The sequence below is a fragment of the Streptomyces sp. WI03-4A genome, from assembly GCF_033792105.1.
In the GTDB taxonomy this organism is placed as follows: domain Bacteria; phylum Actinomycetota; class Actinomycetes; order Streptomycetales; family Streptomycetaceae; genus Streptomyces; species Streptomyces collinus_A.
Genome location: NZ_JARAUO010000018.1, coordinates 115,469 through 140,619 on the forward strand (window position 1 = coordinate 115,469; position 25,151 = coordinate 140,619).

Consider the following 25,151-nt stretch of genomic DNA (forward strand, 5'->3'; position numbering starts at 1 on the left):
GCGGGCCCCGGCCCTGCCGCCGGCTCGCTGCGGAGGCGCGCCGCCTCCGTGAACTCCCTTCAGCTCACCGGCAACTCTCCTCGGCTCTCCGGGAACTCCCGTCAGCTCTCCGGCTCCAGCGGCACCTTCTGCGTCACGGGGGCCGAGGCGGTCACGGGAGCCACCACACCGTCGAGCGACGGCGCCGTGCCCTTGACCGGCTCCCCGGCCCGGTGCCCGTTCGGGCTGCCGGCGTTGTCGCCGTGGTGGCTGCCGTGCTGGGTGCCGTTCCGGTTCATCGACGCGAGTAGCTGACGGGCCAGGCCGAGACCCGTGCCGCCCATGGTGAGCGCCTTGGCGAACATGTCGGCCATGCCGTCGGCGCCGTTGAGCAGCACCATGTTGTCCACATTGCCGAACGCGGACGCGCCGGCCTTGACGATCTCCGGCCAGTTCTCCGCCAGTTGCTGGGCGACGACCGCCTCCTGGTTCTCGGCGAGGGCGACGGCCCGCGCCTTGATGGCCTCCGCCTCCGCCAGACCCCTGGCCCTGGCCGCCTCGGCCGTGGCCAGACCCTTGGCCTGCGCGGCCGCGGCCTCCGCCTCACCGGTGGCCCGGGTCGCCGCGGCCGTGGCCGCACCGCGGGTCCTGGTGGCCTCCGCCTCGGCGCCGGCGGCCGTCTTGACCCGGGTCGCCTCGGCGGCGGCCGCGAGTTCGGTCTCCTTCGCCCGCGCCTGCGCCGCGGAGATCCGGGCGTCGCGCTCGGCCTCGGCCAGCGTCCGCGTCTCGTAGGCCCGGGCGTCCGCCGGCTTGCGGACGTCCGCCTGGAGCTGCTGCTCCCTGCGGTGCGCCTCCAGCTCGGCGACCCGGGTCTCCTGGACGACGACCTCCTGCCGGGCCGCCGCGTCGGCGAGCGGGCCGGCCTGCCGGGCCTTCGCCGAGGCGTTGTCCCGCTCGGCCTGGTAGCCGGCCTGGAGGATCTCGCTGTCCCGGGTGGCCTCCGCCATCCGGGCGAACGACTGCTGCTCGGCCTCGGTGGCGAGACGGTTCGCCTCCGCCTGCGCGATGCGCGCGTCCCGCTGCACGGCCGCCGCGTGCGGCATGGCCAGGTTCTGGATGTAGCCCGTCGGGTCCTCGATCTCGTGGATCTGCAGCGAGTCGACGATCAGGCCGAGCTTCTCCATCTCCGTACCGCAGGCCGCCCGGGTCTGCCCGGTCAGCTTCTCCCGGTCGCGGATCATGTCCTCGACCGTCAGGCCGCCCACGATGGAGCGGAGGTGACCGGCGAAGACGTTGTGCACCCGCTCCGACATCAGCTTCTGCTGGTCGAGGAAGCGGCGTGCCGCGTTGGCGATCGACACGAAGTCGTCGCCCACCTTGAAGATGACCACGCCTCGCACCTTCAGCGGAATGCCCTGGTGGGTGACGCAGTCCACGTGCAGCTCGGTCTCGTTCAGGTCCAGGGAGAGCTTGCGCACCGCCTGCACACCGGGCAGCACCAGGGTGCCGCGCCCGGTGACGATGCGGAATCCCATGCCCTCCTCGAGGCCCTCGGTGCGGTGCTTGGACCCGGAGATGATGAGCGCCTCGTTGGGTTCGGCGACCCGCCACATCATCTTGAACAGACCGATCAGAACAAGGGCGGCAACACAGGCCGCCCCCGCAACGACGCCGACGATCATCGGCATTCGCCCCCTTTGGATGGTGCCTGTTCGGCACCGAACTAGGGGAGTGTGCGCCTGCCGGAACCCGGCGAGAAGGTACCGGGGATTCCTTGTTGCAATCTTGACGCATACCGCCCTCACCTGGGACGGAGCATGCTCAGTTGTCGTAGGCGGCGGTGACGTAGACCGTCCTGGGCGGCAGGTACTCGACCACCATCACCACCGTGCCGCGCTCCATCCGGGCCGTGCCGTCGGCCGCGTAGGCGAGGAAGTGCTCGGCGCCGCCGCGCACCCGGACCATCACCTCGCCGACCAGCCCGGGCCCGACCGTCCCCGTCACCCGCCCCACGAGCCCGACCATCGACGCATCGTCCATGGTCACAGCGTACGGGCGGGACACGCTGCTGCCGCCGGCCGTGAAGCGCTCCGCTTGTGCGGAGCCTGGGCCGTGGTGCCGCCGGTCGTGAATCGCCCCGGCCGCGCACCGTGCGGCGCGCACCGCCGCGCGGCGCGCGCTGTCGCGTCCGCCCTCGGGCCGCGGTCGCCGCCGAGGCGGCCGGTAGACGGTGGGTCCGCCGTGCTCACCGCCGGGGGAAGGCGCCCTCACGCCGCCGCGGAGTCGGGGGTTGCCGTCGACGGCGGCCACAGTTCGTGCCAGCGCAGTTCCGCCTCCAGTTGGGCGGCGAGGGAGACCAGCAGCGGTTCGCTGTTGGCCGGGCCGAGCAGTTGGGCGCCCACCGGCAGTCCTTCGCCCACGAACCCGGCGGGGACGTTGACGCCGGGCCAGCCCAGCACGTTCCACGGCCAGGCGTACGGGCAGGCGGCGATCATGGCGCGGTCGGTGGCGAAGCCGCTGAGCCCGGCCAGGGCACCGATCGCGGGCGGGGGAGCGGCCGTCGTCGGGGCGAGGACCACGTCGTACGACCCGAAGAACGCGCCGATCCGCCGGTGCAGCAGGGCCTCGGCGCGCCGGGCCACGCGCAGCGGGGCGCCGCCGAGCAGACGGCCGAGCCGGGCCGCGTCCCGGGTGCGCGGGTCGAGCAGCGCCGGGTCGGGGGCCTCGCGGACGTAGTCGGCGATACCGGCGGTGGCACGCGGCACGAAGGTCAGCCCGATCTGGCCGTAGGGCGGATCGGCCTCCTCGACGGTGTGCCCCGACGCGGCCAGTCGCTCGGCGAGTTCGAGTATCCGGGCGCGGACGTCCGGGCGCAGCCGGGCGGGCACCGCCGTGAACGGCGGCTTCAGGGACAGGGCGATGCGCAGCCGGCCGGGGTCGCGGCCGACCGCGTCCGCCACCGTGAGCGCCGGCGGCCGGTGCGGGTCCCGCGCGTGGTTGCCGCCGGCCGCGTCGAGCAGCAGGGCGGCGTCGGCGACCGTACGGGCGAGTGTGCCGTTGACCGTGATGCCGTGGAAGGACTCGCCGCGCGGCCAGGTGGAGATCCGCCCGCGCTGTGGCTTGATGCCGATCAGATGGGTCCAGGACGCCGGGATGCGCACCGAGCCGGCACCGTCCGAGCCGAGCGCGGCCCCGACCAGGCCGGCCGCCACCGCCGCCGCCGAGCCCCCGGAGGAGCCGCCCGGGGTGTGGCCGGTGTGCCACGGGTTGCGGGTGTCGCCGAACGCGGGGCCCTCGGTGAACGGCCACTGGCCCAGCTCGCAGGTGTTCGTCTTGCCGACGATCACGGCCCCGGCCGCGCGCAGCCGCCGTACCGCCTCGCCGTCCTGGGCGAGCGGCGGGAAGTCGCCGGCACAGCCGAAGGCGGTCGGCTCTCCCGCGACGTCCATGTCGTCCTTGACCGCCACCGGCACGCCGAGCAGCGGCCGCCGGCCGCCGGCCGTCAACTCCCGGTCGGCGGCGTCCGCTTCGGCGAGCGCGGCCTCGGCGCGTACGACCCGGAAGGCGTTCAGGGTCGGCTGGGTGGCCTCGATCCTGGCGAGGGCCTGTTCCACCAGCTCGCGGGAGGTCACCTCCCCGTCGGCGAGGGCGCGGACGGACTCCGCGAGTCCTGCGGCACGGTCTGGCGTCATGTGGGGGGCACCTCCGGGAGCACGCTGTCTACCGAACGGTAACCTTCGCGGGCCCCGCGCGGTACAGGGTGCACACCGGCGACATCCGGCCAAGTTGGCGGCGGAGGAATGGGGTTGGGCCGAGCGGAGCGGGTCCGTCAGGCAACCGGCGCGGGATCGCGCCCCTCCTCTCTGTCGAGTCAGCCGTACCGGACGCGCGTCGCCCTCCGTGCCGTGCCGGCCTCGGCCGAGCCCGCCCCGCGCCGACAGGAGCCCTCATTTGGACCGCACCCAGCCCATGCCCGCGGAGGGGCCGTCCCGCCGCGGTTTCCTCGTCCGCACGGTGGCGGCGGCCACGCTGACCGTCGCCGCCCCGCTCGCCTGCACCACCCCCTCGTCCGCGGAGGGCGCCGCGCCCGCCCGGCCGGACCCCGCGGACCCGGGCGCGGGCGTCCTGGTGACCGGCGCGGACGAGGAGATGCTGGTCCTGGAGGTGACGACGGCCGGCCAGGTCGTCGTACGGCTGCCCCGGGCCGAGGTCGGCCAGGGCATCACCACCGCCGTGGCCATGATGATCGCCGAGGAACTGGACGCCCGCCTCGCCGACGTGCGGATCCCGCTGGCCGACGCCAGGACCAAGGGCAACCAGTACACCGGCGGGTCGAGTTCGGTGAGTTCGCTGTACGGTCCCGCGCGGCAGCTCGCCGCCACCGCCCGGGCCCGGCTGGTCACCGCGGCCGCCCGGCGCTGGCACCTGCCCGCCCGGACCCTGCGCACCCGGGACGGCATGGTCGTCGCCCCGGACGGGCGCACCGCCACCTTCGGCTCGCTGACCGCGAGCGCCTCCCGGATCCGCCGTACCGACGTCCCGGACCGGCCCAAACCCCCCTCCCGGCACCGGGTGATCGGCCGGCCGACGACCAGGATCGACGCCCGGGACATCGTCACCGGGCGGGCGAAGTACGCCGGTGACCTGGCCGTCGCCGGGGCGAAGCCGACGGTGGTGGCCCGGCCGCCGACGATCCGCGGCGAACTGGTCTCGGTGGACGCCCGGGCCGCCCGGGCCATGCCGGGGGTCCACGCGGTGGTCCGGCTGCCCGGCGGGGTCGCCGTCGTCGCGGACACCTTCCACCACGCCTTCACCGCCCGGGACGCGCTCCGCCTCACCTGGGCGCCGGGGCCGCTCGCCGCCCTGTCGGACGACCGGATCCGCGCCCGGCTGAAGGCCGCCGTGCCCCGGTTCCGCACCCCGCCCCGCGGCTCGACCCAGGTGACGGGCGAGTTCGCGTTCGCTTTCGTCGGGCACGCCCCCATGGAGGTGCTCACGGCCCTGGCGGACGTCCGGCCCGACCGCGCGGAGCTGTGGTTCTCCTCGCAGACCCCGATGGACGCGCGTGACGCCGTCGCGGAGGCGGTCGGCCTGCGCCCGTCGGCGGTCCGGGTCCATGTGACGCGCGCCGGCGGCTCGTTCGGCCGCCGGCTGAACTTCGACGCGGCGATCGAGGCGGCGCTGGTCTCCAAGGCGGCCCGGCGCCCGGTGAAGCTGATGTGGAGCCGGGGCGACGACATCCGGCACGGCCGGATGCGCCCCGCCAGCCACCACCGGGTCCGGGCCAGCGTGTCCGGGGGCCGGGTGGTGGCCTTCGAGCAGGTGACGGCGTCCGTCTCGGAGGCGTACGACGGCGCCGGCCTCGCCCCGCAGGGGGGCGCACGGGCGTCGGGCCCGCTGCCCAGCACCGGCGGCCTGTACAACTTCGGCCGGATATCGGGTGATTCGGGCGGCATCGAGCTGGCCATGCCGCTCGGCGCCTGGCGGTCGGTGGACTCCGGGACCGTGCGCACCGCGGAGGAGATCGTCGTGGACGAGGTCGCCCGCAGCCTCGGCCACGACCCGGTGGCCTTCCGCCGGACGACCCTGCGCACCAAGACGGCCCGGGCCGTCCTCGACAAGGCGGCGAGCGCCGGCCGGTGGGGCCGCGCGCTGCCGGCCGGCACCGCGCAGGGCGTCGCCGTGCACGAGGAGTACGGCTCCAGCGTCGCCTGCCTCGCCGAGATCGACGCGAGCGACCCGAAGCACCCACGGGTGACCAAGGTGGTGATGGCCGCCGACGTCGGCATCGCCGTCAACCCCCGCGGCCTGGAGGCGCAGTTGATGGGCGCCGCCACCGACGGCATCTCGGTGGTGCTCCAGGCGGGCCTGCACATCGACCGGGGCGCGGTGCGCGAGGGCAGCTACGCCGACTTCCGCTACGCCCGCCAGCGCGACGCCCCGCTCTCCTTCGAGGCCCACATCCTGCCCTCGACCAGGGAACCGGGCGGCGCCGGCGAACTCGGCGTCCCCGCCGCCTCCGCGGCCGTCGCCAACGCCTACGCCCGGGCCACCGGCACCGTGCCCCGCAGCTTCCCGCTCACCTTCTGACCCACGACCCGAGGCCCCCATGCGCGCGTACACCTTCACCCTCAACGGCCGGCCGGTCACCGTCCGGGCACCCGCCGACATGCCCCTGCTGTGGGTCCTGCGCGACCTCCTGGGCGTCACCGGCCCCAAGTACGGCTGCGGCGTGGGCGTCTGCCGTGCCTGCACCAGCCACCTGGACGGCGCCGAGATCCAGCCCTGCGTGGTCCCGGTCGCCGACTGCGCGGACCGCACCGTCACCACCATCGAGGGCCTGGCCGACGGCGACACCCTGCACCCCGTCCAACAGGCCTGGCTCACCTGCGACGTGGCCCAGTGCGGCTTCTGCCAGCCCGGCCAGATCATGGCCGCCGCCGCCCTCCTGTCCCACACCCCCGACCCCACGGACGCCGACATCGACGCCATCGAGAACATCTGCCGCTGCGGCACGTACGCCCGCATCCGAGAAGCGATCAAGCAGGCGGCCGCGAGCCGTTCGGAGGGGGTGGCCCGGCCGGGGGTGGACCCGGACCCCGTGGGCTGAGATGTACCCGGGCCGGGGCCGCCCCCGTGGGCGGTTCCGGCCCGTCGGGGCCTCAGTGGGTCAACAGGCGGCGCAGCCAGTCCAGTTGGGCTGCGCGGGCCGCCAGGGAGAGGGACGCCTGGGGGGCGAAGCCGTCGAAGCCGTGGAAGCCGCCCGGCCAGACGTGGAGTTCGGCCACGCCGCCCGACTGCCAGATCCGGGAGGCGTAGTCGACGACCTCGTCCCGGAAGGTCTCGGCCGAGCCGACGTCGAGGAAGGCCGGGGGCAGGCCGGACAGGTCGTCCGCGCGGGCGGGGGCGGCGTACGGGGAGACGTCGGGGCCGCCCCGGCGGTCGCCGAGCAGGGCCGTCCACGCCGTCTCGTTCGCCGTGCGGTCCCAGACACCGACGCCCGCCATCTGGTGGCTGGAGACGGTCTCGTTGCGGTCGTCCAGCATCGGGCACATCAGGAGCTGGCCGATGAGCGGCGGCCCCTGGCGGTCCCGGGCGAGGAGGGCGAGTGCGGCGGTCAGGCCACCGCCCGCGCTGGAGCCCGCGAGCACGATCCGGTCCGGGTCGCCGCCGAACTCCCCGGCATGCCCGGCGGTCCACAGCAGACCGGCGTACGCGTCCTCGACCGGCGCCGGGTGCGGGTGTTCGGGAGCGAGGCGGTACTCCACCGACACGACCACCGCGCCCAGCTCCCGCGCCCAGGCCAGCGGGCCGTCCACGCCGGCCCGGTTGTTGCCGAGGATCATGCCGCCGCCGTGGACGTGGTAGATCACCGGCAGCGGGACGGCGGGATCGGCGTCCACCGGGCGGCAGACGAGCAGGGAGACGTCCGGTGCTCCGGGCGGGCCCGGCACCGTACGGTCCTCCGCCTCGAAGGCACCGCCCATCGTGACGTCGATCAGCCCGAGCAGTTCCATGCCCGCGCCCTGCCGCGCGGTGGGGATCTCGTCCAGGGCGAGCCCGGGCGAGAGCACGTCCTTGACCAGGTCCAGCGCGGCGGCCAGCTCCGGATCGAAAGGGGGCGGGGGCGGGACGGGGGCCATGGCTTCTCCTCACCTGCACGCATGCGCTTCGGGTACCCGCGGCACGCCGTACGCGCCCCGGGCGGCGCGGGCGCCGTCCCGAGGGGGTGAGGCTCCCGCGTCCATGATCCGCATACCCCGAGAAGAGGCGAGGCCGACGAGCGGGGCGCGCCGAGAATGACGGCACGCGGAGGGGGCCGGAACCTGGTTACGGCTCCGGCCCCCTCCGCGGCGGGTGGTACCGCGGCTCAGGCGGCCGCGCCCACGTTGCCGTGCAGACGGGCGACGACCTCGGTGAGCTGGGCGGCGACCTCGGCGTCGTCGACCGGGTGGGTCTCGGCGAAGCGGGTCACGGAGCCGGGGATGGACAGCTTGATGTCCTCGATCACCTTGCCGCCGGCGATGCCCACGGCCTTGCGGGTGTCGTCCTGCGCCCACACGCCGCCGTACTGGCCGAAGGCGGTGCCGATGACGGCGACGGGCTTGCCGCCGAAGGCGCCGGCGCCGTACGGGCGGGACAGCCAGTCGATGGCGTTCTTCAGGACGGCCGGGATGGTGCCGTTGTACTCGGGCGAGAAGAGCAGGAAGGCGTCGGCGGCCTGGGCGGCGGCGCGCAGCTTGGCGGCGGCCTCCGGGACGCTGCCCTCGACGTCGAGGTCCTCGTTGTAGAAGGGAACGTCGGCCAGGCCCTCGAAGAGGTCGACCTCGGCACCCTCGGGGGCGAGCTTGACGGCCGCCTCGGCGAGCTGGCGGTTGTGCGAACCGGCACGCAGGCTGCCGACGAGCGCGAGGATGCGAACAGACATGGGAGATCTCCAAAAAGGACTGAAAACATCGCTGTCAGGAACCGGACCGAGGTCCGCTTAGCTTTTGTATCAGGCTAAGCGGACCGCGGTCCAGTTTTGTTCCCCATGCTTTACGCTGTCTTCATGTCCAGCGTCCTGCCGCCCTGCCCCCAGCCTCAGGAGCCCGTCGAGTCGCCCCAGCTGCTGGAGGTCGGCACGGGCCCCGAGGAACCGTGCCTGCGGGCCGACGCGGCCCGCAACCGGGCCCGGCTCCTGGAGGCGGCCGCCCGGCTGATCGCGGAGCACGGGGTGGCCGGGGTGACCATGGAGGCAGTGGCCGCCGCGGCCCAGGTCGGCAAGGGGACCGTGTTCCGCCGCTTCGGCGACCGCACCGGCCTGCTCATGGCGCTGCTCGACCACTCGGGCAGGCGGCTGCAGGCCGACTTCCTCGGCGGACCGCCACCGCTCGGTCCCGGCGCACCCCCACTGGACCGGCTGCGCGCCTTCGGCGTGGCGGTGCTGTACCGGTCGGCCGAGCAACTGGACCTCCAGCTCGCCGCCCAGCCCGAGCCGGACCGGCGGTTCGCCCATCCGGCGCTCGGCGCGCTGCGCACCCACGTCACGATGCTGCTGCGGCAGATCGTGCCGGACGCCGACTGCGACCTCCTCGCCCAGACCCTGCTGGCATACCTGGACCCCGCCCTGATCCACCATCTGACCCGGCAGTGCGGCATGCCCATGGAACGGCTGGAGACCGGCTGGATCGACCTCGTCGCCCGGCTCACCCGCACCGAGCCGTCCAGCTGACCCCACCTCCGCGAGGTTCCCTGCCGTGGGCCGGCCCGCCGAGCGGCGCTTACGCGACGACGCGACGCCGCTCAGACGTCCCGCGCGCTGTCGTGGCCGGCGAACATGTCGAGCAGCCCCTGCGGCGCGTCGGCGCGGAACAGCAGCTCTCCGCTGTGCGCGGACTCGGCGGCGGACGCCTCGGCGCGCCGGAACATCCGCTCCTCGTAGGCGGCCAGCGCGGTCTCGGTGTCCCCGGGGTGCGCGGCGATCGCGAGGCCCAGTTCGGCGCCGTCGAGCAGGGCCAGGTTGGCGCCCTCACCCGCGAACGGCGACATAAGATGCGCGGCGTCGCCGAGCAGGGTGACGCCGGGGACCCGGTCCCAGCGGTGTCCGACCGGCAGTGCCTGGATCCGCCGGGGCACCAGCGTCCCGTCCGCGTCCCGGACCAGCGCCCGCAGGCTCTCGTCCCAGCCGTCGAACTCCTTCAGCACGGCCGCCCTTGCCGCCTCGCCGTCCGTGAAGTCGATGCCGTCGAGCCAGTCCTCCGGCGCCGTCACGGCCGCGTACACGTGCAGGCTGCCGTCGTACTCGCGGTGCGCGAGGAAGCCCCGGCCCGGACCCAGCGCGAACAGCATGCCGCCGCCGACCACCCGGGCGCTCACGGGGTGGCGCCCGTCCGCGTCGAGCAGGTCGGCCTCCACGAAGGACACGCCGGTGTACGCCGGTTCGGCGGACGACACCAGCGGACGGACGCGGGACCAGGCGCCGTCGGCGCCGACCAGCAGCCCCGCGGTGAAACGGCCGCCGTCGGCCGACGTCACCTCGTGCCGGCCGTCACCGAGCGGGCGCGCGCCGGTCACCTTCACGCCCCAGCGGACGGTGCCCTCCGGCAGCGAGCCGAGCAGCAGGTCGCGCAGGTCGCCGCGGTCTATCTCGGGGCGGTCGCCGGTGCCGTCGTCGGGCTCGTCGAGACGGACCGCCCCGTGCCGGTCCAGGACCCGCACGGCCTGGCCGCCGGCGTGCGTCCGGGTCAGGAACTCCGCGTGCAGCCCGGCCGCACGCAGCGCCTCCTGGCCGGAGTCGTCGTGGATGTCGAGCATGCCGCCCTGGGTCCGCGCGGCCGGCGAGGCGTCCAGATCGAACACGGCGGCCTCGACGCCGTGCGCGTGCAGCACGCGGGCGAGCGCGAGCCCGCCGAGTCCGGCACCGATGACGGCGATCTCGTGGTGGGGGATGGACATGGTGTGCCTCCAGGGGATGCGGCGTCGTCGCGCACGCCTGGGGCGGTGCGCGCGTCGTGCGGTCGTGCGGTGGTGTGGTGGCCGTCGGCAGTGCGCGAGCGTGCGCCGGTCGTCGGCCGTGCGCGGTCGTGCGGCGGTCGTCGGTCGGGAACGGCGGTGCGGTGTCGTGGCCGTCGGTCGGGAACGGCGGTGTGGTGTCGTGGCCGTCAGTCGGGCACGGCGGTCCGCTCGATGCCGTTGATCAGCGCCTGGAACGCCCAGGAGGCCCGGGCTTCGGGCGCGCCGGACAGCAGGAGGGCGGAGCCGGCGGCGATGTGCGGGTGGGTCTCGGCGGACGCTCCGCGCAGCGCGCCGCGCAGGGCCTGCCAGTCGGCGGAGGGCTCGTCGCCCGCGTGCTCGGCCGCGGTCGCGGTGGCGTGCTGGAGCAGCAGGTCGACGCCCCAGGCCGCCCGCTCGCGCGGCACCCCGCCCTCGTCCAGCAGGGCGAGCAGCGTCTCGATCAGGTCCAGGTAGTGCGGGCCGCTCGGCCACGCGGTCAGTGCCGAGCGGGCGAGGCTCGGATGCTCCAGGAGCACCCGCGTGTAGGCGGTGAGCGCCTGCTCCAGCCGCTCCCGCCAGGTGCCCTCGGCCGGCACGGGGTCCATCGTGCCGAGCAGTTCGTCCAGGACGGCCGCGTGCAGCTCGTCGGTGTTGCGGACGTAGACGTACAGCGAGGCGGGGCCCGTGTCGAGCTCCTGGGCGAGCCGCCGCATGGTCACCTTGCGCAGGCCCTCGGCGCGCAGGATCGCCACCGCGGCGGTGACGATGCCCTCCCGGGAGAGGGCGGGCTTGGCGGGGCGGTCACGGCGGGAGCGCGGAGCGGCGGCTGTCATGCGACGAGCGTAGCGAACACGTTCGTGACGAACAAGTTCGGCACGAACATGTTCGTCCACTGATCTGCGCGGCTTCTTTCGTTCAGCGGTGAACCACGTTCCCCCGCCCGTCGGCGCCCTTCACGCTTCTGCCACTATGCGGTCTGTCATGGTGCAGATACCGAACACGCCCCCGTCCGCGGCGCCCGCATCGCACTCCGTCCCGACGAGTGCGGACGTGGCCCGGCTGGCCGGCGTCTCGCGTGCGACCGTCTCCTACGTCCTCAACAACACCAGCGCCGTCCGGATCAGCGAGCCGACCCGCCGCCGCGTCCACGAGGCCGCACGGGAACTGGGGTACGTGCCCCACGCGGCCGCGCGCAGCCTGCGCGCCGGGCACAGCCGCATGGTCCTGATGCCCGCCCCGGCCATCCCGGTGGGCCCCCTCTACAGCCGCTTCCTCAGCGAACTCCAGTCGGCGCTCGGCCGCCTCGACTACACGGTGGTGCAGTACGGCACCGTCGGCCGCCAGGGGGACGAAGCCGCGCGCGCCTGGGCGGAGTTGAGGCCGGTCGCCGTCCTGGTGCCCGGTACGGGGCTCGGTCCGCAGGGTGTCGCGGTCCTCAAGCGCGCCGGTGCCCGGGCCGTGGTGACCCTCGGCCCCGAACGCGTCGAGGGAGCGCACGCGTTGCTGATGGACCACGAGGCCGTCGGCCACTGCGTGGGCGCCCATCTGCACGCGCGTGGCCGGCGCCGTATCGGCGTGGTGGTCCCTGACGAGGAGGGCCTGGAGGCGTTCTCCCGGCCCCGGCTCGCCGGTGTGCGCCAGGCGCTGCGGGGCACGGACGCGAGCGTGACCGAACTGCCGCTCGCCTACACCGAGCAGGCCGCCGCCGAACTCGCCGCCCGCTGGGCCGGGTCGGGCCTGGACGCCGTGTTCGCCTACAACGACGAGTACGCCATGCTGCTGATGCGCGCGCTCCAGGACGAGGGCCTGCGCGTCCCCGAGGACGTGGCCGTCGTCGGCGCCGACGACCTGATGCTCGGCCGGCTGCTTCGGCCCCGGCTCACCACCGTGCACATCGAACTGCCCTCCGGCCGCGAACTCGCCGAACTCGTCGACCAGGCGGTCCGCGACCCCGGCGCCGAGCCCGAGGTCCGCAGGGTGCTGGGCGCCGCCCTGGTCCGCCGCGAGTCCAGCTGACCCGGCGGCGGAGATTCACCGGAAGGGGGCCGGCCGGCTCACCCGTATGGAGGCATGACCCCCACCGGCTCAGGACGAAGGAAGGGGCGCCCGGTTACTCGGCGGCGCCGCTCTCCTGGGCGGCGATGCTCTTGCGGACCTCGTCCATGTCGAGCTTCCGGGCCTGGCCGATGACGTCCGCGAGCGCGGCCTCGGGCAGCGCGCCCGGCTGGGCGAAGATGGCGACCTGGTCCCGCACGATCATCAGCGTCGGGATCGACTGGATGCCGAAGGCCTGGGCCAGTTCCGGCTGCGCCTCCGTGTCGACCTTGCCGAACACGAGGTCCGGGTTCTCCTCGGCCGCCTTCTCGTACACGGGTGCGAACTGACGGCACGGCCCGCACCAGGACGCCCAGAAGTCGATGAGGACGAACTCGTTCTCGGTGACCGTCTGGTCGAAGTTGTCCTTGGTCAGCTCCATGGTGCTGCTCATGGCGTGATTCCCTCGTTCCTGGTGTGGGGATGGTGCCGACGGCGAGAACACGACGGTCCGCCCGCCTATTCCACCGTGCCGATGTCTGTCCCGTCCGTGCACGGTCGTGTTCCGCGCGCGTACCCGTGTGGCCCCCGCGGCAACCACCCACCAGACTGACACCATGACGGAAACGGAATCCATCGCGTACGACGTCGTGGTGCTCGGGGCCGGGCCCGTGGGGGAGAACGTCGCCGACCGCACCCGCGCCGCCGGTCTCACCACCGCGATCGTGGAGAGCGAACTGGTCGGCGGCGAGTGCTCGTACTGGGCCTGCATGCCCAGCAAGGCGCTGCTCAGGCCGGTGATCGCACAGGCCGACGCGCGACGCCTGCCGGGCCTGAGCCAGTCGGTCCAGGGCCCCCTCGACACGCCCGCCGTCCTCGCCCGCCGTGACACCTACGCCTCCCACTGGCAGGACGACGGCCAGGTCGCCTGGCTGAACGGCGTCAACGCCGACCTCTACCGGGGCCACGGCCGCCTCGCGGGGCCCCGCACGGTCACCGTGACGGCCCCCGACGGCACCGTGACCACCCTGACCGCGCGGCACGCCGTCGCCGTCAGCACCGGCACCCGCGCCCAGCTCCCCGACCTGCCGGGCGTGTCCGAGGTCAAGCCCTGGACCAGCCGTGAGGCCACCAGCGCCAAGGCGGCACCGGGCCGGCTGATCGTGGTCGGCGGCGGTGTCGTCGCCACCGAGATGGCCACCGCCTGGCAGGCCCTCGGCTCGCGCGTCACCCTGCTGGTCCGCGGCAAGGGCCTGCTCAACCGCATGGAGCCGTTCGCCGGGGAACTGGTCGCGGAGGCCCTCGCCCAGGCGGGCGTCGACATCCGCACCGGCACCTCCGTGGACTCCGTCAGCCGCGAGAACGGCACGGTCGTGGCCGTCACCGGCACCGGCGACCGCGTCGAGGCCGACGAGATCCTCTTCGCCACCGGCCGGGTCCCGCACACCGACGACATCGGCCTGGACACCGTCGGCCTGGAGCCGGGCTCCTGGCTGGAGACCGACGACACCCTGCGCGTCACCGGCACCGACTGGCTCTACGCCGTCGGCGACGTCAACCACCGCGCTCTCCTCACCCATCAGGGCAAGTACCAGGCCCGCATCGCGGGCGCCGCCATCGCCGCCCGCGCCGCCGGCGACCCTCTCCTGGACGAGCCCTGGGGCGCGCACGTGGCCACCGCCGACCACGATGCCGTACCCCAGGTCGTCTTCACCGACCCCGAGGCCGCCGCCGTCGGCCTCTCCCTCGCCGAGGCCGAACAGGCCGGGCACCGGGTCCGCGCCGTCGACGTGGCGTTCTCCACCGTCGCCGGGGCCGGCCTGTACGGCGACGGCTACAAGGGCCGCGCCCGCGTGGTGGTCGACCTGGAGGAGGAGATCCTGCGCGGGGCCACCTTCGTCGGCCCCGGCGTCGGCGAACTCGTGCACTCCGCGACCATCGCGATCACCGGCCGCGTACCGGTCGACCGCCTGTGGCACGCCGTCCCGTCGTACCCGACGCTCAGCGAGGTGTGGCTGCGGCTCCTGGAGGCCTACCGGGACAGCTGACGGCCGTCCGGCGGGGTACCGGCGGCCGACGGCACGTCACGGCAGCGTGAAGCCGAGCGCCTCGGCCGCCGCCTCCGGCGCCGGCTGCGCCCACAGGGCCGCCACCGCCTCGTTCGTGGACAGGGAACGCAGCTCCGCCCGGTCGAGGTAGAGCGTGCCGTCGAGATGGTCCGTCTCGTGCTGGACGATACGGGCCGGCCACCCGCCGACCACCTCGTCCAGCGCCCGCCCTTGCCCGTCCTCCCCGCGCAGCCGCACCTCGGCGTGCCGGGCCACCACGGCCTGCCAGCCCGGCACGCTCAGGCAGCCCTCGAAGAACGCCGCACGCGTGTCGCCCACGGGCTCGTACGACGGGTTCACCAGGACCCGGAACGGCTGCGGCACCCGGCCTCGTACCAGCGCCACCTCCTCGGGCACCGGAGCCGGGTCCTCCACGACCGCGATCCGCAGCGGGATGCCGACCTGCGGGGCGGCGAGGCCCACGCCGGGCGCCGCGTGCATGGTGACGCGCAGGGCCTCGACGAAACGGGCCAGCAGGGCGGGGGAGAGCTGGCCCTCGTAGGGCTCAGCGCCGCGCCGCAGGACCGGCTGACCGGCCGTGACGATGGGCAAGGGGCCGCCGGCGGCGAGGAGTTCCTCGACCCGCTCGGCGACGGACGCGCGTTCGCTGGGAGGTGCCATCGCGTCAGAATGCCATGCCCACCTGCCTCTCCGTGTGGCGCAGCTCACCAACACCCCGGGGAACCCGGCGCCCTTCCGGCCCGACCAGTGGACCGACACCCTGCCGGTCCGAGTCCCCCGGAGATGCCCACCGATGTCCACCGCTCCCTCGCCCACCACGGACGAGGCACCCGCCCCGGCCCCCGCCCCGGGCCGCCGGGCCGCGCTGCGCCCCCTCGTGCTGCGCCTGCACTTCTACGCCGGTCTGCTCGTCGCCCCCTTCCTGCTGGTCGCCGCCGTCAGCGGCCTGCTGTACGCGGGCTCCTTCCAGGCCGAGAAGTACGTCTACGCCCATGAACTCACCGCGCCGGAGAGCCACCGCCGGCTCCCCGTCTCGGCCCAGGTCGCCGCCGCCCGCGAGGCCCACCCGGAGGGCACCGTCACGGCGGTGCGGCCGGCGCCCGGACCCGGCACCACCACCCGGGTGATGCTCTCCGGCGTGCCGGGCGTCGACCCCGACCACACCCTCGCGGTGTTCGTGGACCCCGGCACCGGCCAGGTGCGCGGGTCCCTCGAACAGTACGGCTCGACCGGCGCGCTGCCCCTGCGCACCTGGATCGACGAACTCCACCGCGACCTGCACCTCGGCGACACCGGCCGGCTCTACAGCGAACTCGCGGCCTCCTGGCTGTGGGTGGTCACCGGCGGCGGCCTGGTGCTGTGGTTCTCCCGGCGGCGCGCCCTGCGCCGGGTGCGGGGCACCCGGGGGCGGCGCCGCACCCTCGGTCTGCACGGCACGGTCGGCGTCTGGACCGCCGTCGGCTTCCTGTTCCTGTCGGCGACCGGCCTGACCTGGTCCACCTACGCCGGCGCGCACATCGACGACCTGCGCACCTCCCTCGGCCAGGCCACGCCCACCCTCTCGGCGGCGGTGCCGGGCGGTGAGCACGCGGGCCACGGCGCGGCAGGCGGCACCGGCGGCGACGCCGGTTCAGGGACCGGCCTCGACCGCGCGCTCGCGGCCGCCCGCGCCAAGGGCCTCGGCGACCCCGTGGAGATCGTCCCGCCCGCCGACGCGCACAGCGCCTACGTGGTCAGGCAGGTGCAGCGGTCCTGGCCGGAGAAGCAGGACGCCGTCGCCGTCGACCCCGCCACCGGCGAGGTGACCGGCGAACTGCGGTTCGCCGACCACCCGGTGCTCGCCAAGCTCACCCGCTGGGGGATCGACCTGCACACCGGCGTGCTGTTCGGCCTCGCCAACCAGATCGCCCTCGCCCTGCTCGCGCTCGCCCTCGTCCTGCTGATCGTCTGGGGCTACCGCATGTGGTGGCAGCGCGGCCGCGGCTCCGCGTTCGGCCGGCCGCTGCCGCGCGGCTCGTGGGCGCAGGTGCCGCCGTACCTCCTGGTGCCGGCCCTGGCGGTGATCGCCGCCACCGGCTACTTCGTGCCGCTGCTCGGCATCCCGCTGGCCGCCTTCATCGCCGTCGACGTCGTCCTGGGCGAGATCGCGCACCGCCGCGGGCGCCGTAGGCCCGGGAAGGCGGCCGCGAACGCGGCGAGCGGCGCGGCCGGGGCGAAGTAGCGCCCCGGAACGTGCCGAGGGCCCGGTTCCGCCGGGGAACCGGGCCCGCCCGCACCGCTCACTCCCGCGGGAAGTCACCCGCGAGCGCCGAGGCGATCCGCAGGTGCGGTTCCGCCTCGTCGTGCCGCGCCTGCCGCTGGAGCGTGCGGCCCAGCATCAGCCGGGCGTAGTGCTCCACCGGGTCGCGCTCCACGACGATCCGCAGCTCGGCCTCCGCGCGGCGCAGCTGGGCCGAGTGGTAGTAGGCGCGGGCCAGCAGCAGCCGGGGTCCGGTCTGCTCCGGCACCTCCTCGACCAGCCGGGCCAGCACCCGCGCCGCGCCCGCGTAGTCCTTCGCGTCGAAGAACTGCCGTGCGCGCTCCCAGCGTTCGGCGGTGCTGCCGTGGTCGTAGTACGTGGTCGTGCTCTGCGTCTCCACTCGTGACCTCCTTCGACGGCTCCAACCGAAGCAGGTTGTTCAATATTCCACTATTGCTGGGCTCCGTCTCCGTCCCCGCCTCACGGGTGCGGTGCGACCCCTTCGTCGACCGGCAGCGGCAGCGGCTGGTCCGCCTCCGCCGGCCGGGCGGGACCGCGTGCCGCACGGCGGCCGCGCGGGGCGCCGGGGCCCAGCCGGCGCAGCGCGAGGTGCAGGAGGGGGATCAGCACACAGGTGACCGCGGCGCTCTGCCACAGCAGCGCGTCCAGGCGCCCGGCCGCCAGATAGGCCCCGGCGGCGACCGCGGCCAGGGCGCACACGCCCCGGTCCACGATGCTCTCCACCGACAGCAGCGTGGCGCGCGGCGCGTCCGGCGGGACGGCGTCGTTGACGAGCTTGCGCTGTACCGGATAGACGAACCCGGTGAGCGCGGCGAACGCGCACAGCAGCGCCACCACCAGCCAGGGCCCGCCGAGCGCGGTGCCCGCGAGCGCGGCGGCGAGCGCCACGCTCAGCAGGGACACCCAGGCGGCCGGTGACACCCGGCGGCTCAGCCACTGCGGGCGGGCCGACGCCACCGCCTCGGCCACCGTCATGGCCGCGAGCACACCGCCGTGCGCGCTCTCTTTGATCCCGTGTTCCAGCAGGACCGGCTGGAACAGGTTGACCTGGCAGATGCGCGACAGCGTGAACACCGCCACGCCCTGCACCATGAGCAACGGCAGCCAGGGCGAAGCGCGCAGGGCACGCACCGCGGCACCGGTGTCCCGCAGGAGGGTGTTGGTGCGCTGCCCGCGCACGTCCGCGCGGGCGGCCCCGCCGCGCGGCGCGAGCCGTGGCAGTGCCAGCGCGCAGGCCAGGGACCCGGCCGCGCTCGCCGCGCTGAGCACGTACGGGCTCTGCGGGGCCAGCGCCATCAGCGGGCCGACCAGCGGCCAGCAGACCACCTTGGCGGCCAGTCCGAGGGACCGCGCGGTGCCCTCCGCCCTCAGGTAGTGGGCGTCGGCACCCTCGGCGCGCAGACCGTCGTACAGGTAGGCGCTCGCCGCACCCGAGGTGAGGGAGCGTCCGGCCGCGATGGCGAGGAAGTGCACCAGGAAACCGGTGTACGAGGGCGCCAGCACCGGCGCCAAGTTCGCCGCCGTCATGACGACCGCGCCCGCGCGCAGGCAGTTGCGGGCGCCGATGCGGTCGGCGACGACCCCCGTCGGAATCTCGAACAGGCAGAACGCGATGTAGTAGATGCTCTGGATGCCGAAGATCTGGCCGTCGGACAGACCGGCGTCGCGCTGGTAGGCGTAGAAGACGGGCATCCACCACAGCAGGTTGAACAGCAGTTGGAACCCGTTGTTGAGCCGGATGATACGGCGGGCGACCGGAGAGGCCACCGGTCGCGCCTGCCGTCGCCACGGGACCGCCATACGGCGGCTCACCGGGCATAGGGGCGGATCTGGACCAGGTGGAAAGCCCCCTGGTCCGTCATCAGCCACTCGATGTCGAGCGCGTCGTCGGTGTCCTCGGCGCCGAAGTGGGACTGGAGCAGCCGCCCGGTGAGCGCGAGCCGGGCCAGCGCGAGGCGCGTCCGCGGCGGCAGGTCCTCGCCCGTGGACCCGACGTCCACCGTACGGCCGCCGCCCTCCACGGTGTTGTACAGGTACTGCTGCGGCAGGACGGTGCCGTCCACTACTCGCTCCGGGGAACCGGGCGTGCAGTTGACGTACACGTTGCGGAAGTCCTCCCGGCGGGTCGGGTCGCAGGTCACCAGCACACCGCCGAGAGCAGCGGGCACGTACTCCTGGACGATCACACCCATGTAGGTGTCGTCCAGAGAGATGCCGGCCTGGTGCCGCAGCCGCACGCTGCGCGGCGACAGCAGCGAGGCCCACACCTGCCGTACGGCGTCCAGGAGTTGGTCCGTCCCGCGCACGGTGGTCACCGAGTCGTAGATCCCGGCCGCGGAGAAGCCGGGCAGGTCCTCGGCGTTGGACGAGGACCGCGCCACCATCCGGCTGCCGTCGGCCAGGAGTTCCGGCACCGCGCCCGTGATCGCCGAGCTCACCTCGTCGGGCATCGGTGTGCAGCCCACGAGGTGCTGGAGGTTCAGGCACAGCGGGTCCACGAGGTCGAACGCCTCCAGCTCCAGGGCCATCTTCAGCTTGCCGATGCCCTGTTGCAGCGCGGGGGAGGAGGTCAGGAACAGATGGTGGAGGTGGAACGGCAGTGCCACGCCCCGGGGCGCGCGGACCGTCGCGGCCACGTACGCGGCCGCCGCCGCGCGCAACTCCTCAGCGGAGGCGCCCGGTTCGCCGAGGCGGGCGCCGAGGTGGCCGAGCAGATGGGGGCGCGGCGGGCGCGGGCGGGCGTAGAACGTCGTCAGGTCGGCGGTGCGGCTGTCCAGGACGTGGTGCAGTTCCCCGAGGTTGGCCGCCTTGGTGCCGTAGCTGTCGCGGTCGGTGCGCCGCAGCCGGTCCAGGGCCAGCACCGGGGCCTGCCGCAGCAGGGGTGTGCCGATGCGGATGCGCTGCTGGTGCCAGGAGGGCCGGGTGAGGTCCGGCCTGCCGGGCAGCGGCTCCAGGGTGATGGAGTCCTCCCGGACCCGGTAGCGCACCCAGGCACCGTCGAGACTGTCGAGGGTGTGGAGGCCGTCGCTCCGTACCAGGGTGTCGAGGTCGCGGACGACGGCGTTCGGGATGCCCCAGCCCGAGGCCAGCACATTGGTGTGCGAAAGCGGCGTGATGGGCGCGGTGTTGATGAAGCCGGCCACTCGGGGCACGTCGTCGGGGAGGCGGGGCATCGCGACGATGTCCGACCAGCCGAGCTCCGCGGCCGCCGCCTCGTACTCGGCCGCGGTGCGGAAGTGGCGCAGCCGGCCCTCGGCCTCGCCGGGATTGAGGCAGGTGCGGGTCCGGTTGCCGAACAGCTCGTGGCTCAGGATGCGCGGCACGCGCGCCTCGCCGATCGCGGTCAGTTCGTGTTCCTGGCCGTGGTTGGCGGGCTTGAGCAGCAGCGGCAGCCGTCCGTCGACCCGCTCGCGCACGTAGCAGTAGAACTCCTCCAGCAGCGGGCCCTGCATGGTGTCCGCCTCGGTGGTCTCCAGCACCAGGAAGGAACGCTCGGTGCCGTCCGGGTCCTCCTCGGCGTGCAGCGACAGCACTCCCAGGAGGAAGCGGCGCTCGGGTGCCATGTACACGGACGCGTTGAACGCGTCCAGGTCCGCGTCGAGTTCGGCCATCGTCATGCCGAGGACACGGGTGGCGATGTAGTCGACGTGGAAGGGGTGCACCCGCGTGTCGAGCAGGTGCCAGGTGCCCTCGGCCCGGTCCACCACGATCTTCAGGTACGGGTGTCCGGCGAGCACCCCGGACAGCGTCCGGAACAGGGGCAGCGACAGGTTTGCGCCGACGACCGTGCGGTCGCCCGCCGTCCCGGGCACGCCGGCCTCGTCCAGTGTGGCGGTCATGCCCGCACCCCCTCGCCGACGTACGCCGGCAGGATGCGCGGGAGCGCGTCCACCAGGGCGGTGAAGTCGCGGATCACGGTCTGCGGCCGGTCGGCGGACATCAGGCACAGCCCCGCCATGGTGTTGGCGCCCGCGGCCGGGTCGTAGACCGGCACCGGTGTGCCGTCCGGCAGCGAGCTCTCCCGGACGACGGACAGGGTGCTGTCCGCGCCGGCCGGCACGGAGCGCAGCACCGAGGCGGAGTCCCACAGGTGCCGGTGGCGCCAGGGGGCGCCCGCGCCGTCCACGGCGAGGACGACGAGGGAACCGGCCGCGCCCTCGGCGTCCTCGGGCGTCAGCGCCCGGGCCGGCCAGCCGGCCGCCCGGCCCAGCAGCTGGTCGGTGAACATCCCCACCAGGTCGAGGCCGAAGACCTCCTCGATCTGCGGCACCGTCATCGCGCCGCCGAAGCGCGCCGCCGTCTCGATCACCCACATGCGGCCGTCCGCCCCGAGCTTGATCTCGGTGTGGGTGCCGCAGTCCTCGAGACCCAGCGCCTCCACCGCCTGCCGGGCCAGCTCCACGATCCGGGCCTGCGCCCGCGCGCCCACGGCGGCCGGGGTGATGCCGGCCCGCTCGGTGAACGGCGCCACCGTCGGCATCCGGCCGCTCAGGCAGACCGGCCGGAAGACGCCGCCGACGACCGCGCCCTCGACGCTGACGTAGTCGCCCCAGCCCGTGCCGTCGAACCACTCCTCGGCACAGCCGGTGACGATCTCCTCCACCACGAAGTCCTCACCGGCGCCGCCGACATGCAGCTCCGCGTAGCCGAGGCGCGCCGACTCGCTCATCACCGCGCGCGACCGCTCCCAGGCGCCCGGCACGTCGGCGGGCCCCTCGATGATCTGGTGCGCGGTCGAGCCGGCGCTCCAGGCCGCCTTCAGCAGCAGCGGACAGGTCAACTCAACAGCCGCTGCCGCCAGTTGCTCGGCCGTCGCGACGGCGCGGAAGCGGGGCTGGGGGATGCCGTGGAGCTCCCAGGCGGCGCGCATCAGGCGCTTGTCGCGGGCGAGGGCCGCGGCCGGCCCGGCGCCTCGCAGCCCGAGCAGCCGTGCGGCCTCGGCGACCGCGACCACCGCGTACTCCGAGAAGGTGATGACGGCGTCCGCGCCGACCTCGCGGGCCCGGGAGGTGATGAGTTCGACCAGGTCGTGCTCGTCCGCGTCGGCGCGGGCGAGGACCGACGCGCACAGCCGCTCCGGGTCCGCCGCCATGCCGGCCGGCAGGTCGCTGAGTGCCAGCAGGTGCACGGTCGACCTCGCGGCCACCCGGGGCAGGGCGTACCCCACCGGGGGGCCTCCCTTGGCATGCACGTACAGCACCTTCGTCACGGAATCCCATCTCCTTCGTCGTCCGGTCCGGTGGTGGTTCCTCGTCCGATCGCGAGGTTCCGTTTCCAGCGAAGCAGCCCGGCTGCCCGCTCCCGGAAGGGCGAAGCACCGGACTCTCAGGCAAATGCCTGACTGCCGGCGACGGTCGAGGTCGGAGGTGTGCGGCATGCCGCACGTGTGCACGGGACACGCATGACGTGTCACCCCACGTGATTTTGGTGGAACGTCGAAGGAGTCGAGTCGTGGACGAAGCCGATTTCAAAGCGCTGCTCGCGCCGCTCCCGGTGTCCTGGTGGGAAGCCGACGGCGGTTCGCGCCTGGTCGAGTGCGGAGGCGGCGCCTTCGCCGACGAACGCACCGCCCGGCGCTTCCTGCGGGCCCTGTGCGCCGAGGCCGGCGGCACCGCGCGGTTACCCGGTGAAGGCCCCTACCGGGCGCGCTTCGAGGGCCGCACGTTCGACGTGAACTGGCCCGCCCGCGACGGCGGTACGGCCGCGGGGCGCAGCAGGGGCGTTGCGGTCGAGGTGGCCGGCGCGGCGGCCGGGACCGGACCGTACGCGTCCTTCGCCGACCTGAGCCCGGCCGCGGTCTTCGTCCGCGACCCCGACGGCCGCTGCGTCTGGGCGAACCACGCCTACGCCCATCTGTACGGGACCACGCGGGACACCCTGATCGGCCGGCACCTGGCCGAGATCGACGGGGCCGACGACGCGGCGCGGTTCCTCGCCCTCGACGAACAGGTCCTCACCGGCGGGCACTCCGCGCGGCACACGCTCGCCTTCCGGCACACGGACGGCAGCCCCGGGCACGCGGTCGGCTACCGCTTCCCGGTCCGCTGGGGGACGCGGCGCTGCGTGGCGGGCATCTACGTCGACATCACCGACTACACCCGCGCGCTGGAGCAGCGGCGCCGGGCGGAGGCGGACCTGTGCGCGCTGCGCGACCACAGCGGCCTCGCCTGTCTGCGCCTGTCCGCGGACGGGGTGGTCAGGGACGCGGGCACGGCGGCCGCCGAGGTGCTGCACGTCCGCCTGGGCGACCTGCTCGGTTCCCCCGCCGACACCCTGCTGGCCCGGACCCCCGAACGCAGGGCACTGCACCGGGTCTGGGACGACCTCATCGCCGGCCGGCGCAGAAGCGCGCGGACCAGCGCCGTGCTCGTGGACGGCGACCGCAGGCGCCGGGCCTGGATCCATCTGAGCGCCGTCCAGCACGCCGCCGAACGCCTGCCCGGTGTCTGGGCGGTCATCACCCGGCTCGGCCTGAGCCACGAGGCGCACCCGCCGCTGACGCCCGCCCAGGTGCGGATACTGGCCCTGCTGGCCGCCGGGCACAGCAACGCCGACGTCGCCGGGGCCCTGCACCTCTCCCGGCAGACGGTCGACTACCACCTCAGCCGGCTGCGGTGCCTCCTGGGGGTCGCGACCCGTCCGGCGCTGGTGGCCCGCGCCTACGCGCTGGGCATCCTCTCCCCGCACACCTGGCCGCCGCGCTCCACCACGGCGGCGCACCCGCTCAGCCCCGCCTGACCCAACGGTCCGGAGAGCACGGAGAGCGTGCCGCCGACGGGGCGGCACGCTCTCGGTATGCGGTATGCGGTATGCGGTATGGGGTGTGCCGTGACCGGTACGGGGGACGGCGGACGCCGTCCCCCGGTCAATGGCTCAGCGCAGGCGCATGGCCTCGCGGACCGTGGTGAACAGGTCCGTCTGGTTGGTGACGCCGAGGACGCGGTAGGCCCAGGGGCCCTGGGCGGCGATGCGGACCTCGGTGCCGGTGTGCTCCTGGGACAGGCCCGGCGTGTTGGTCGAGTAGTTGACCTTCAGCTGCTGGCCCTCGTCGGTGACCAGCGTGGAGGACAGGCCGGGCGGGGTGGCCTCCAGCGGGACGATCTGGCTGGTGTGGCCGTGGTCGGCGGTGGTGACGACCAGGGTGTCGGGGTGCTTGGCCGCGTAGGCGCGGGCGACCTTCACCGCCTTGTCGAAGGCCGCGGTCTCGCCGATCTGGCCGCAGGGGTCGGCGGCGTGGTCCTGCTTGTCGATCGAGGCGCCCTCGATCTGCAGGAAGAAGCCCTGCTTGGAGTGCTTCGCCTGCTGCTTGGCCTCCAGGAGCTGGATGGCCTTCGTGGCGGAGTCGGCGAGGCTCGGGGTGCCGGCCGGGCGGTTCGGGTTGGACGTGACGCACCGCTGCGGGTCCGTGCCGCCGACCGCCGCCGTCCTGCCGGTCCACTCGGTGGGCACGTTGCCCTGGGCGAAGAGGCCGAGGACCGGCTTGCCCGGCTTGGCCGCCTTCATCGAGGCGTTGTCGGTGACGACCTGGTAACCCAGCTTCCGCGCCTGCCCGGTGACGGTCAGGCCCTTGTACCGGCCGTCGGTGACGGCCTGGTCGAAGCGCTGCTTGCCGCCGCCGAAGAGGACGTCGACCTTGTGGTTGACCTCCTGCTCGGCGATCGAGCCGGGGCCGCCGGCGGCGATCGTGTCGGTGGGGCACTTGGCCATGTCGGCCGGGCCCTGGCAGGAGCGGTCGGTGGCGTGCGAGGCGAGCACGGCCGGGGTGGCGTCGGTGAGTTCGGCCGTGGTGACGTTGCCCGTGGCGTAGCCGCTCTTCTGGGCCAGCTCCAGGAGGGTCTTCACCGGCTTGTCGGTGCCGGGGGTCTTGGAGATGCGGCCGTTGACGGTCTTCACGCCGGTGGCCCAGCCGGTGCCGCTCGCGGCGGAGTCGGTGACGTAGTCCGGGGTGCCGTCGGCGTGGACCGCGTAGGTGGTGTACGCGCCCGTGAGCGGGAACCTGTCCATGTTCAGGCGGCCGTTGGCGCCCACGGTGTAGTCCCGGGCGAGGGTGATCTCCGAGTCGCCCATGCCGTCACCGATGAGCAGGATGACGTTCTTCGCCTTCCCGTCCTGGATCGCCCTGCGCACCTGCTCCTTGCTGGTGGAGGCGCCGGCGGCGGTCGTGACCGCGACGGCGGCCGTCGTCGCGGCGACGAGCGCGGTGGCGACCGTGAGGTGGCGGCGGGTGGGTCTGTGCATGGTGACTCCTTGGGGCGTCCGATGATCGGATGCTTGGACCAACGGACGTCAGATCACCATGGGTTGGCAAAGAGCGGGTTAACGGATGGTCGTGC

21 protein-coding genes are annotated in these 25,151 nt (G+C 74.3%); 7 read left to right on the top strand and 14 right to left on the bottom strand.

The genetic code is table 11. The annotated features are described in order from the left end of the window. Positions 1–101 precede the first annotated feature (101 nt). From PV343_RS19975 to PV343_RS19985, 3 genes are all read right to left on the bottom strand, one after another. The gene (locus tag PV343_RS19975; protein ID WP_319148310.1) at positions 102–1,667 is read right to left on the bottom strand and encodes a flotillin family protein; all 1,566 of its coding nucleotides are present in this window, start codon (positions 1,665–1,667) and stop codon (positions 102–104) included. 133 nt (positions 1,668–1,800) lie between these two features. Next, a complete protein-coding gene (locus PV343_RS19980) occupies positions 1,801–2,019 on the bottom strand; it encodes a hypothetical protein (protein WP_319148311.1) in 219 nt (72 codons plus the stop codon). A 227-nt stretch (positions 2,020–2,246) separates the two neighbouring features. Then, positions 2,247–3,671 (bottom strand): amidase, encoded by a 1,425-nt coding sequence (locus PV343_RS19985; protein WP_319148312.1) that lies wholly within the window; start codon positions 3,669–3,671, stop codon positions 2,247–2,249. 277 nt (positions 3,672–3,948) lie between these two features. On the opposite strand from PV343_RS19985, the gene PV343_RS19990 reads away from it, so the two are divergent. Both PV343_RS19990 and PV343_RS19995 read left to right on the top strand, forming a co-directional pair. Further along, entirely contained in the window at positions 3,949–6,069 is a 2,121-nt protein-coding gene (locus tag PV343_RS19990) for a xanthine dehydrogenase family protein molybdopterin-binding subunit (RefSeq protein ID WP_319148343.1), read from the top strand. A 19-nt stretch (positions 6,070–6,088) separates the two neighbouring features. Further along, positions 6,089–6,589, top strand: coding sequence for a (2Fe-2S)-binding protein (locus PV343_RS19995; RefSeq protein WP_319148313.1), 501 nt, complete (start codon positions 6,089–6,091; stop codon positions 6,587–6,589). 52 nt (positions 6,590–6,641) lie between these two features. Here the strand turns inward: PV343_RS19995 and PV343_RS20000 are convergent, their stop codons facing one another. Next, positions 6,642–7,622 (bottom strand): alpha/beta hydrolase, encoded by a 981-nt coding sequence (locus PV343_RS20000; RefSeq protein WP_319148314.1) that lies wholly within the window; start codon positions 7,620–7,622, stop codon positions 6,642–6,644. Positions 7,623–7,849: 227 nt separating this feature from the next. Beyond that, positions 7,850–8,407, bottom strand: coding sequence for an NAD(P)H-dependent oxidoreductase (locus tag PV343_RS20005; RefSeq protein ID WP_319148315.1), 558 nt, complete (start codon positions 8,405–8,407; stop codon positions 7,850–7,852). A 105-nt stretch (positions 8,408–8,512) separates the two neighbouring features. Here PV343_RS20005 and PV343_RS20010 point away from each other — a divergent pair, with 105 nt between their 5' ends. Then, positions 8,513–9,193 (top strand): TetR/AcrR family transcriptional regulator, encoded by a 681-nt coding sequence (locus tag PV343_RS20010; protein ID WP_319148316.1) that lies wholly within the window; start codon positions 8,513–8,515, stop codon positions 9,191–9,193. 71 nt (positions 9,194–9,264) lie between these two features. On the opposite strand, the gene PV343_RS20015 is transcribed toward PV343_RS20010, so the two are convergent. Both PV343_RS20015 and PV343_RS20020 read right to left on the bottom strand, forming a co-directional pair. Beyond that, entirely contained in the window at positions 9,265–10,416 is a 1,152-nt protein-coding gene (locus tag PV343_RS20015) for an FAD-dependent oxidoreductase (RefSeq protein ID WP_319148317.1), read from the bottom strand. A gap of 206 nt (positions 10,417–10,622) precedes the next feature. Next, positions 10,623–11,288, bottom strand: a complete 666-nt coding sequence (locus tag PV343_RS20020; RefSeq protein ID WP_319148318.1) for a TetR/AcrR family transcriptional regulator — start codon at positions 11,286–11,288, stop codon at positions 10,623–10,625. A gap of 136 nt (positions 11,289–11,424) precedes the next feature. Here PV343_RS20020 and PV343_RS20025 point away from each other — a divergent pair, with 136 nt between their 5' ends. Next, entirely contained in the window at positions 11,425–12,471 is a 1,047-nt protein-coding gene (locus tag PV343_RS20025; RefSeq protein ID WP_319148320.1) for a LacI family DNA-binding transcriptional regulator, read from the top strand. 94 nt (positions 12,472–12,565) lie between these two features. On the opposite strand, the gene trxA is transcribed toward PV343_RS20025, so the two are convergent. Next, entirely contained in the window at positions 12,566–12,943 is a 378-nt protein-coding gene (gene trxA, locus PV343_RS20030) for a thioredoxin (RefSeq protein WP_020943631.1), read from the bottom strand. A 163-nt stretch (positions 12,944–13,106) separates the two neighbouring features. On the opposite strand from trxA, the gene PV343_RS20035 reads away from it, so the two are divergent. Then, complete coding sequence (locus PV343_RS20035; protein WP_319148321.1) at positions 13,107–14,537, top strand: dihydrolipoyl dehydrogenase family protein; 1,431 nt, start codon at positions 13,107–13,109, stop codon at positions 14,535–14,537. 36 nt (positions 14,538–14,573) lie between these two features. Here the strand turns inward: PV343_RS20035 and PV343_RS20040 are convergent, their stop codons facing one another. Continuing rightward, positions 14,574–15,218, bottom strand: coding sequence for a peptide deformylase (locus tag PV343_RS20040; protein WP_319148322.1), 645 nt, complete (start codon positions 15,216–15,218; stop codon positions 14,574–14,576). A 133-nt stretch (positions 15,219–15,351) separates the two neighbouring features. On the opposite strand from PV343_RS20040, the gene PV343_RS20045 reads away from it, so the two are divergent. After that, a complete protein-coding gene (locus PV343_RS20045; RefSeq protein WP_319148323.1) occupies positions 15,352–16,779 on the top strand; it encodes a PepSY-associated TM helix domain-containing protein in 1,428 nt (475 codons plus the stop codon). A gap of 58 nt (positions 16,780–16,837) precedes the next feature. On the opposite strand, the gene PV343_RS20050 is transcribed toward PV343_RS20045, so the two are convergent. From PV343_RS20050 to PV343_RS20065, 4 genes are all read right to left on the bottom strand, one after another. Further along, positions 16,838–17,197 (bottom strand): tetratricopeptide repeat protein, encoded by a 360-nt coding sequence (locus PV343_RS20050; protein WP_319148324.1) that lies wholly within the window; start codon positions 17,195–17,197, stop codon positions 16,838–16,840. 80 nt (positions 17,198–17,277) lie between these two features. After that, positions 17,278–18,618, bottom strand: coding sequence for an MFS transporter (locus tag PV343_RS20055; protein ID WP_319148325.1), 1,341 nt, complete (start codon positions 18,616–18,618; stop codon positions 17,278–17,280). 8 nt (positions 18,619–18,626) lie between these two features. Next, positions 18,627–20,657 (bottom strand): PEP/pyruvate-binding domain-containing protein, encoded by a 2,031-nt coding sequence (locus PV343_RS20060; RefSeq protein WP_319148326.1) that lies wholly within the window; start codon positions 20,655–20,657, stop codon positions 18,627–18,629. Next, the gene (locus PV343_RS20065; protein ID WP_319148327.1) at positions 20,654–22,027 is read right to left on the bottom strand and encodes an ATP-grasp domain-containing protein; all 1,374 of its coding nucleotides are present in this window, start codon (positions 22,025–22,027) and stop codon (positions 20,654–20,656) included. Before PV343_RS20065 ends, PV343_RS20060 begins: the two co-directional genes overlap by 4 nt. A gap of 242 nt (positions 22,028–22,269) precedes the next feature. Here PV343_RS20065 and PV343_RS20070 point away from each other — a divergent pair, with 242 nt between their 5' ends. Beyond that, positions 22,270–23,556: a PAS domain-containing protein gene (locus tag PV343_RS20070; RefSeq protein WP_319148328.1), complete on the top strand. Its 1,287-nt coding sequence runs from the start codon at positions 22,270–22,272 to the stop codon at positions 23,554–23,556. A gap of 135 nt (positions 23,557–23,691) precedes the next feature. Here the strand turns inward: PV343_RS20070 and PV343_RS20075 are convergent, their stop codons facing one another. Continuing rightward, entirely contained in the window at positions 23,692–25,056 is a 1,365-nt protein-coding gene (locus PV343_RS20075; protein ID WP_319148330.1) for an alkaline phosphatase, read from the bottom strand. Positions 25,057–25,151: the final 95 nt, after the last annotated feature.

What these genes read in the sequence shown, in the direction of transcription:
- PV343_RS19975 (WP_319148310.1), bottom strand. Translation starts at nt 1,667, where the DNA reads ATGCCGATGATCGTCGGCGTCGTTGCGGGGGCGGCCTGTGTTGCCGCC.
- PV343_RS19980 (WP_319148311.1), bottom strand. Translation starts at nt 2,019, where the DNA reads ATGGACGATGCGTCGATGGTCGGGCTCGTGGGGCGGGTGACGGGGACG.
- PV343_RS19985 (WP_319148312.1), bottom strand. Translation starts at nt 3,671, where the DNA reads ATGACGCCAGACCGTGCCGCAGGACTCGCGGAGTCCGTCCGCGCCCTC.
- PV343_RS19990 (WP_319148343.1), top strand. Translation starts at nt 3,949, where the DNA reads ATGCCCGCGGAGGGGCCGTCCCGCCGCGGTTTCCTCGTCCGCACGGTG.
- PV343_RS19995 (WP_319148313.1), top strand. Translation starts at nt 6,089, where the DNA reads ATGCGCGCGTACACCTTCACCCTCAACGGCCGGCCGGTCACCGTCCGG.
- PV343_RS20000 (WP_319148314.1), bottom strand. Translation starts at nt 7,622, where the DNA reads ATGGCCCCCGTCCCGCCCCCGCCCCCTTTCGATCCGGAGCTGGCCGCC.
- PV343_RS20005 (WP_319148315.1), bottom strand. Translation starts at nt 8,407, where the DNA reads ATGTCTGTTCGCATCCTCGCGCTCGTCGGCAGCCTGCGTGCCGGTTCG.
- PV343_RS20010 (WP_319148316.1), top strand. Translation starts at nt 8,513, where the DNA reads ATGCTTTACGCTGTCTTCATGTCCAGCGTCCTGCCGCCCTGCCCCCAG.
- PV343_RS20015 (WP_319148317.1), bottom strand. Translation starts at nt 10,416, where the DNA reads ATGTCCATCCCCCACCACGAGATCGCCGTCATCGGTGCCGGACTCGGC.
- PV343_RS20020 (WP_319148318.1), bottom strand. Translation starts at nt 11,288, where the DNA reads ATGACAGCCGCCGCTCCGCGCTCCCGCCGTGACCGCCCCGCCAAGCCC.
- PV343_RS20025 (WP_319148320.1), top strand. Translation starts at nt 11,425, where the DNA reads ATGCGGTCTGTCATGGTGCAGATACCGAACACGCCCCCGTCCGCGGCG.
- trxA (WP_020943631.1), bottom strand. Translation starts at nt 12,943, where the DNA reads ATGAGCAGCACCATGGAGCTGACCAAGGACAACTTCGACCAGACGGTC.
- PV343_RS20035 (WP_319148321.1), top strand. Translation starts at nt 13,107, where the DNA reads ATGACGGAAACGGAATCCATCGCGTACGACGTCGTGGTGCTCGGGGCC.
- PV343_RS20040 (WP_319148322.1), bottom strand. Translation starts at nt 15,218, where the DNA reads ATGGCACCTCCCAGCGAACGCGCGTCCGTCGCCGAGCGGGTCGAGGAA.
- PV343_RS20045 (WP_319148323.1), top strand. Translation starts at nt 15,352, where the DNA reads ATGTCCACCGCTCCCTCGCCCACCACGGACGAGGCACCCGCCCCGGCC.
- PV343_RS20055 (WP_319148325.1), bottom strand. Translation starts at nt 18,618, where the DNA reads ATGGCGGTCCCGTGGCGACGGCAGGCGCGACCGGTGGCCTCTCCGGTC.
- PV343_RS20060 (WP_319148326.1), bottom strand. Translation starts at nt 20,657, where the DNA reads ATGACCGCCACACTGGACGAGGCCGGCGTGCCCGGGACGGCGGGCGAC.
- PV343_RS20075 (WP_319148330.1), bottom strand. Translation starts at nt 25,056, where the DNA reads ATGCACAGACCCACCCGCCGCCACCTCACGGTCGCCACCGCGCTCGTC.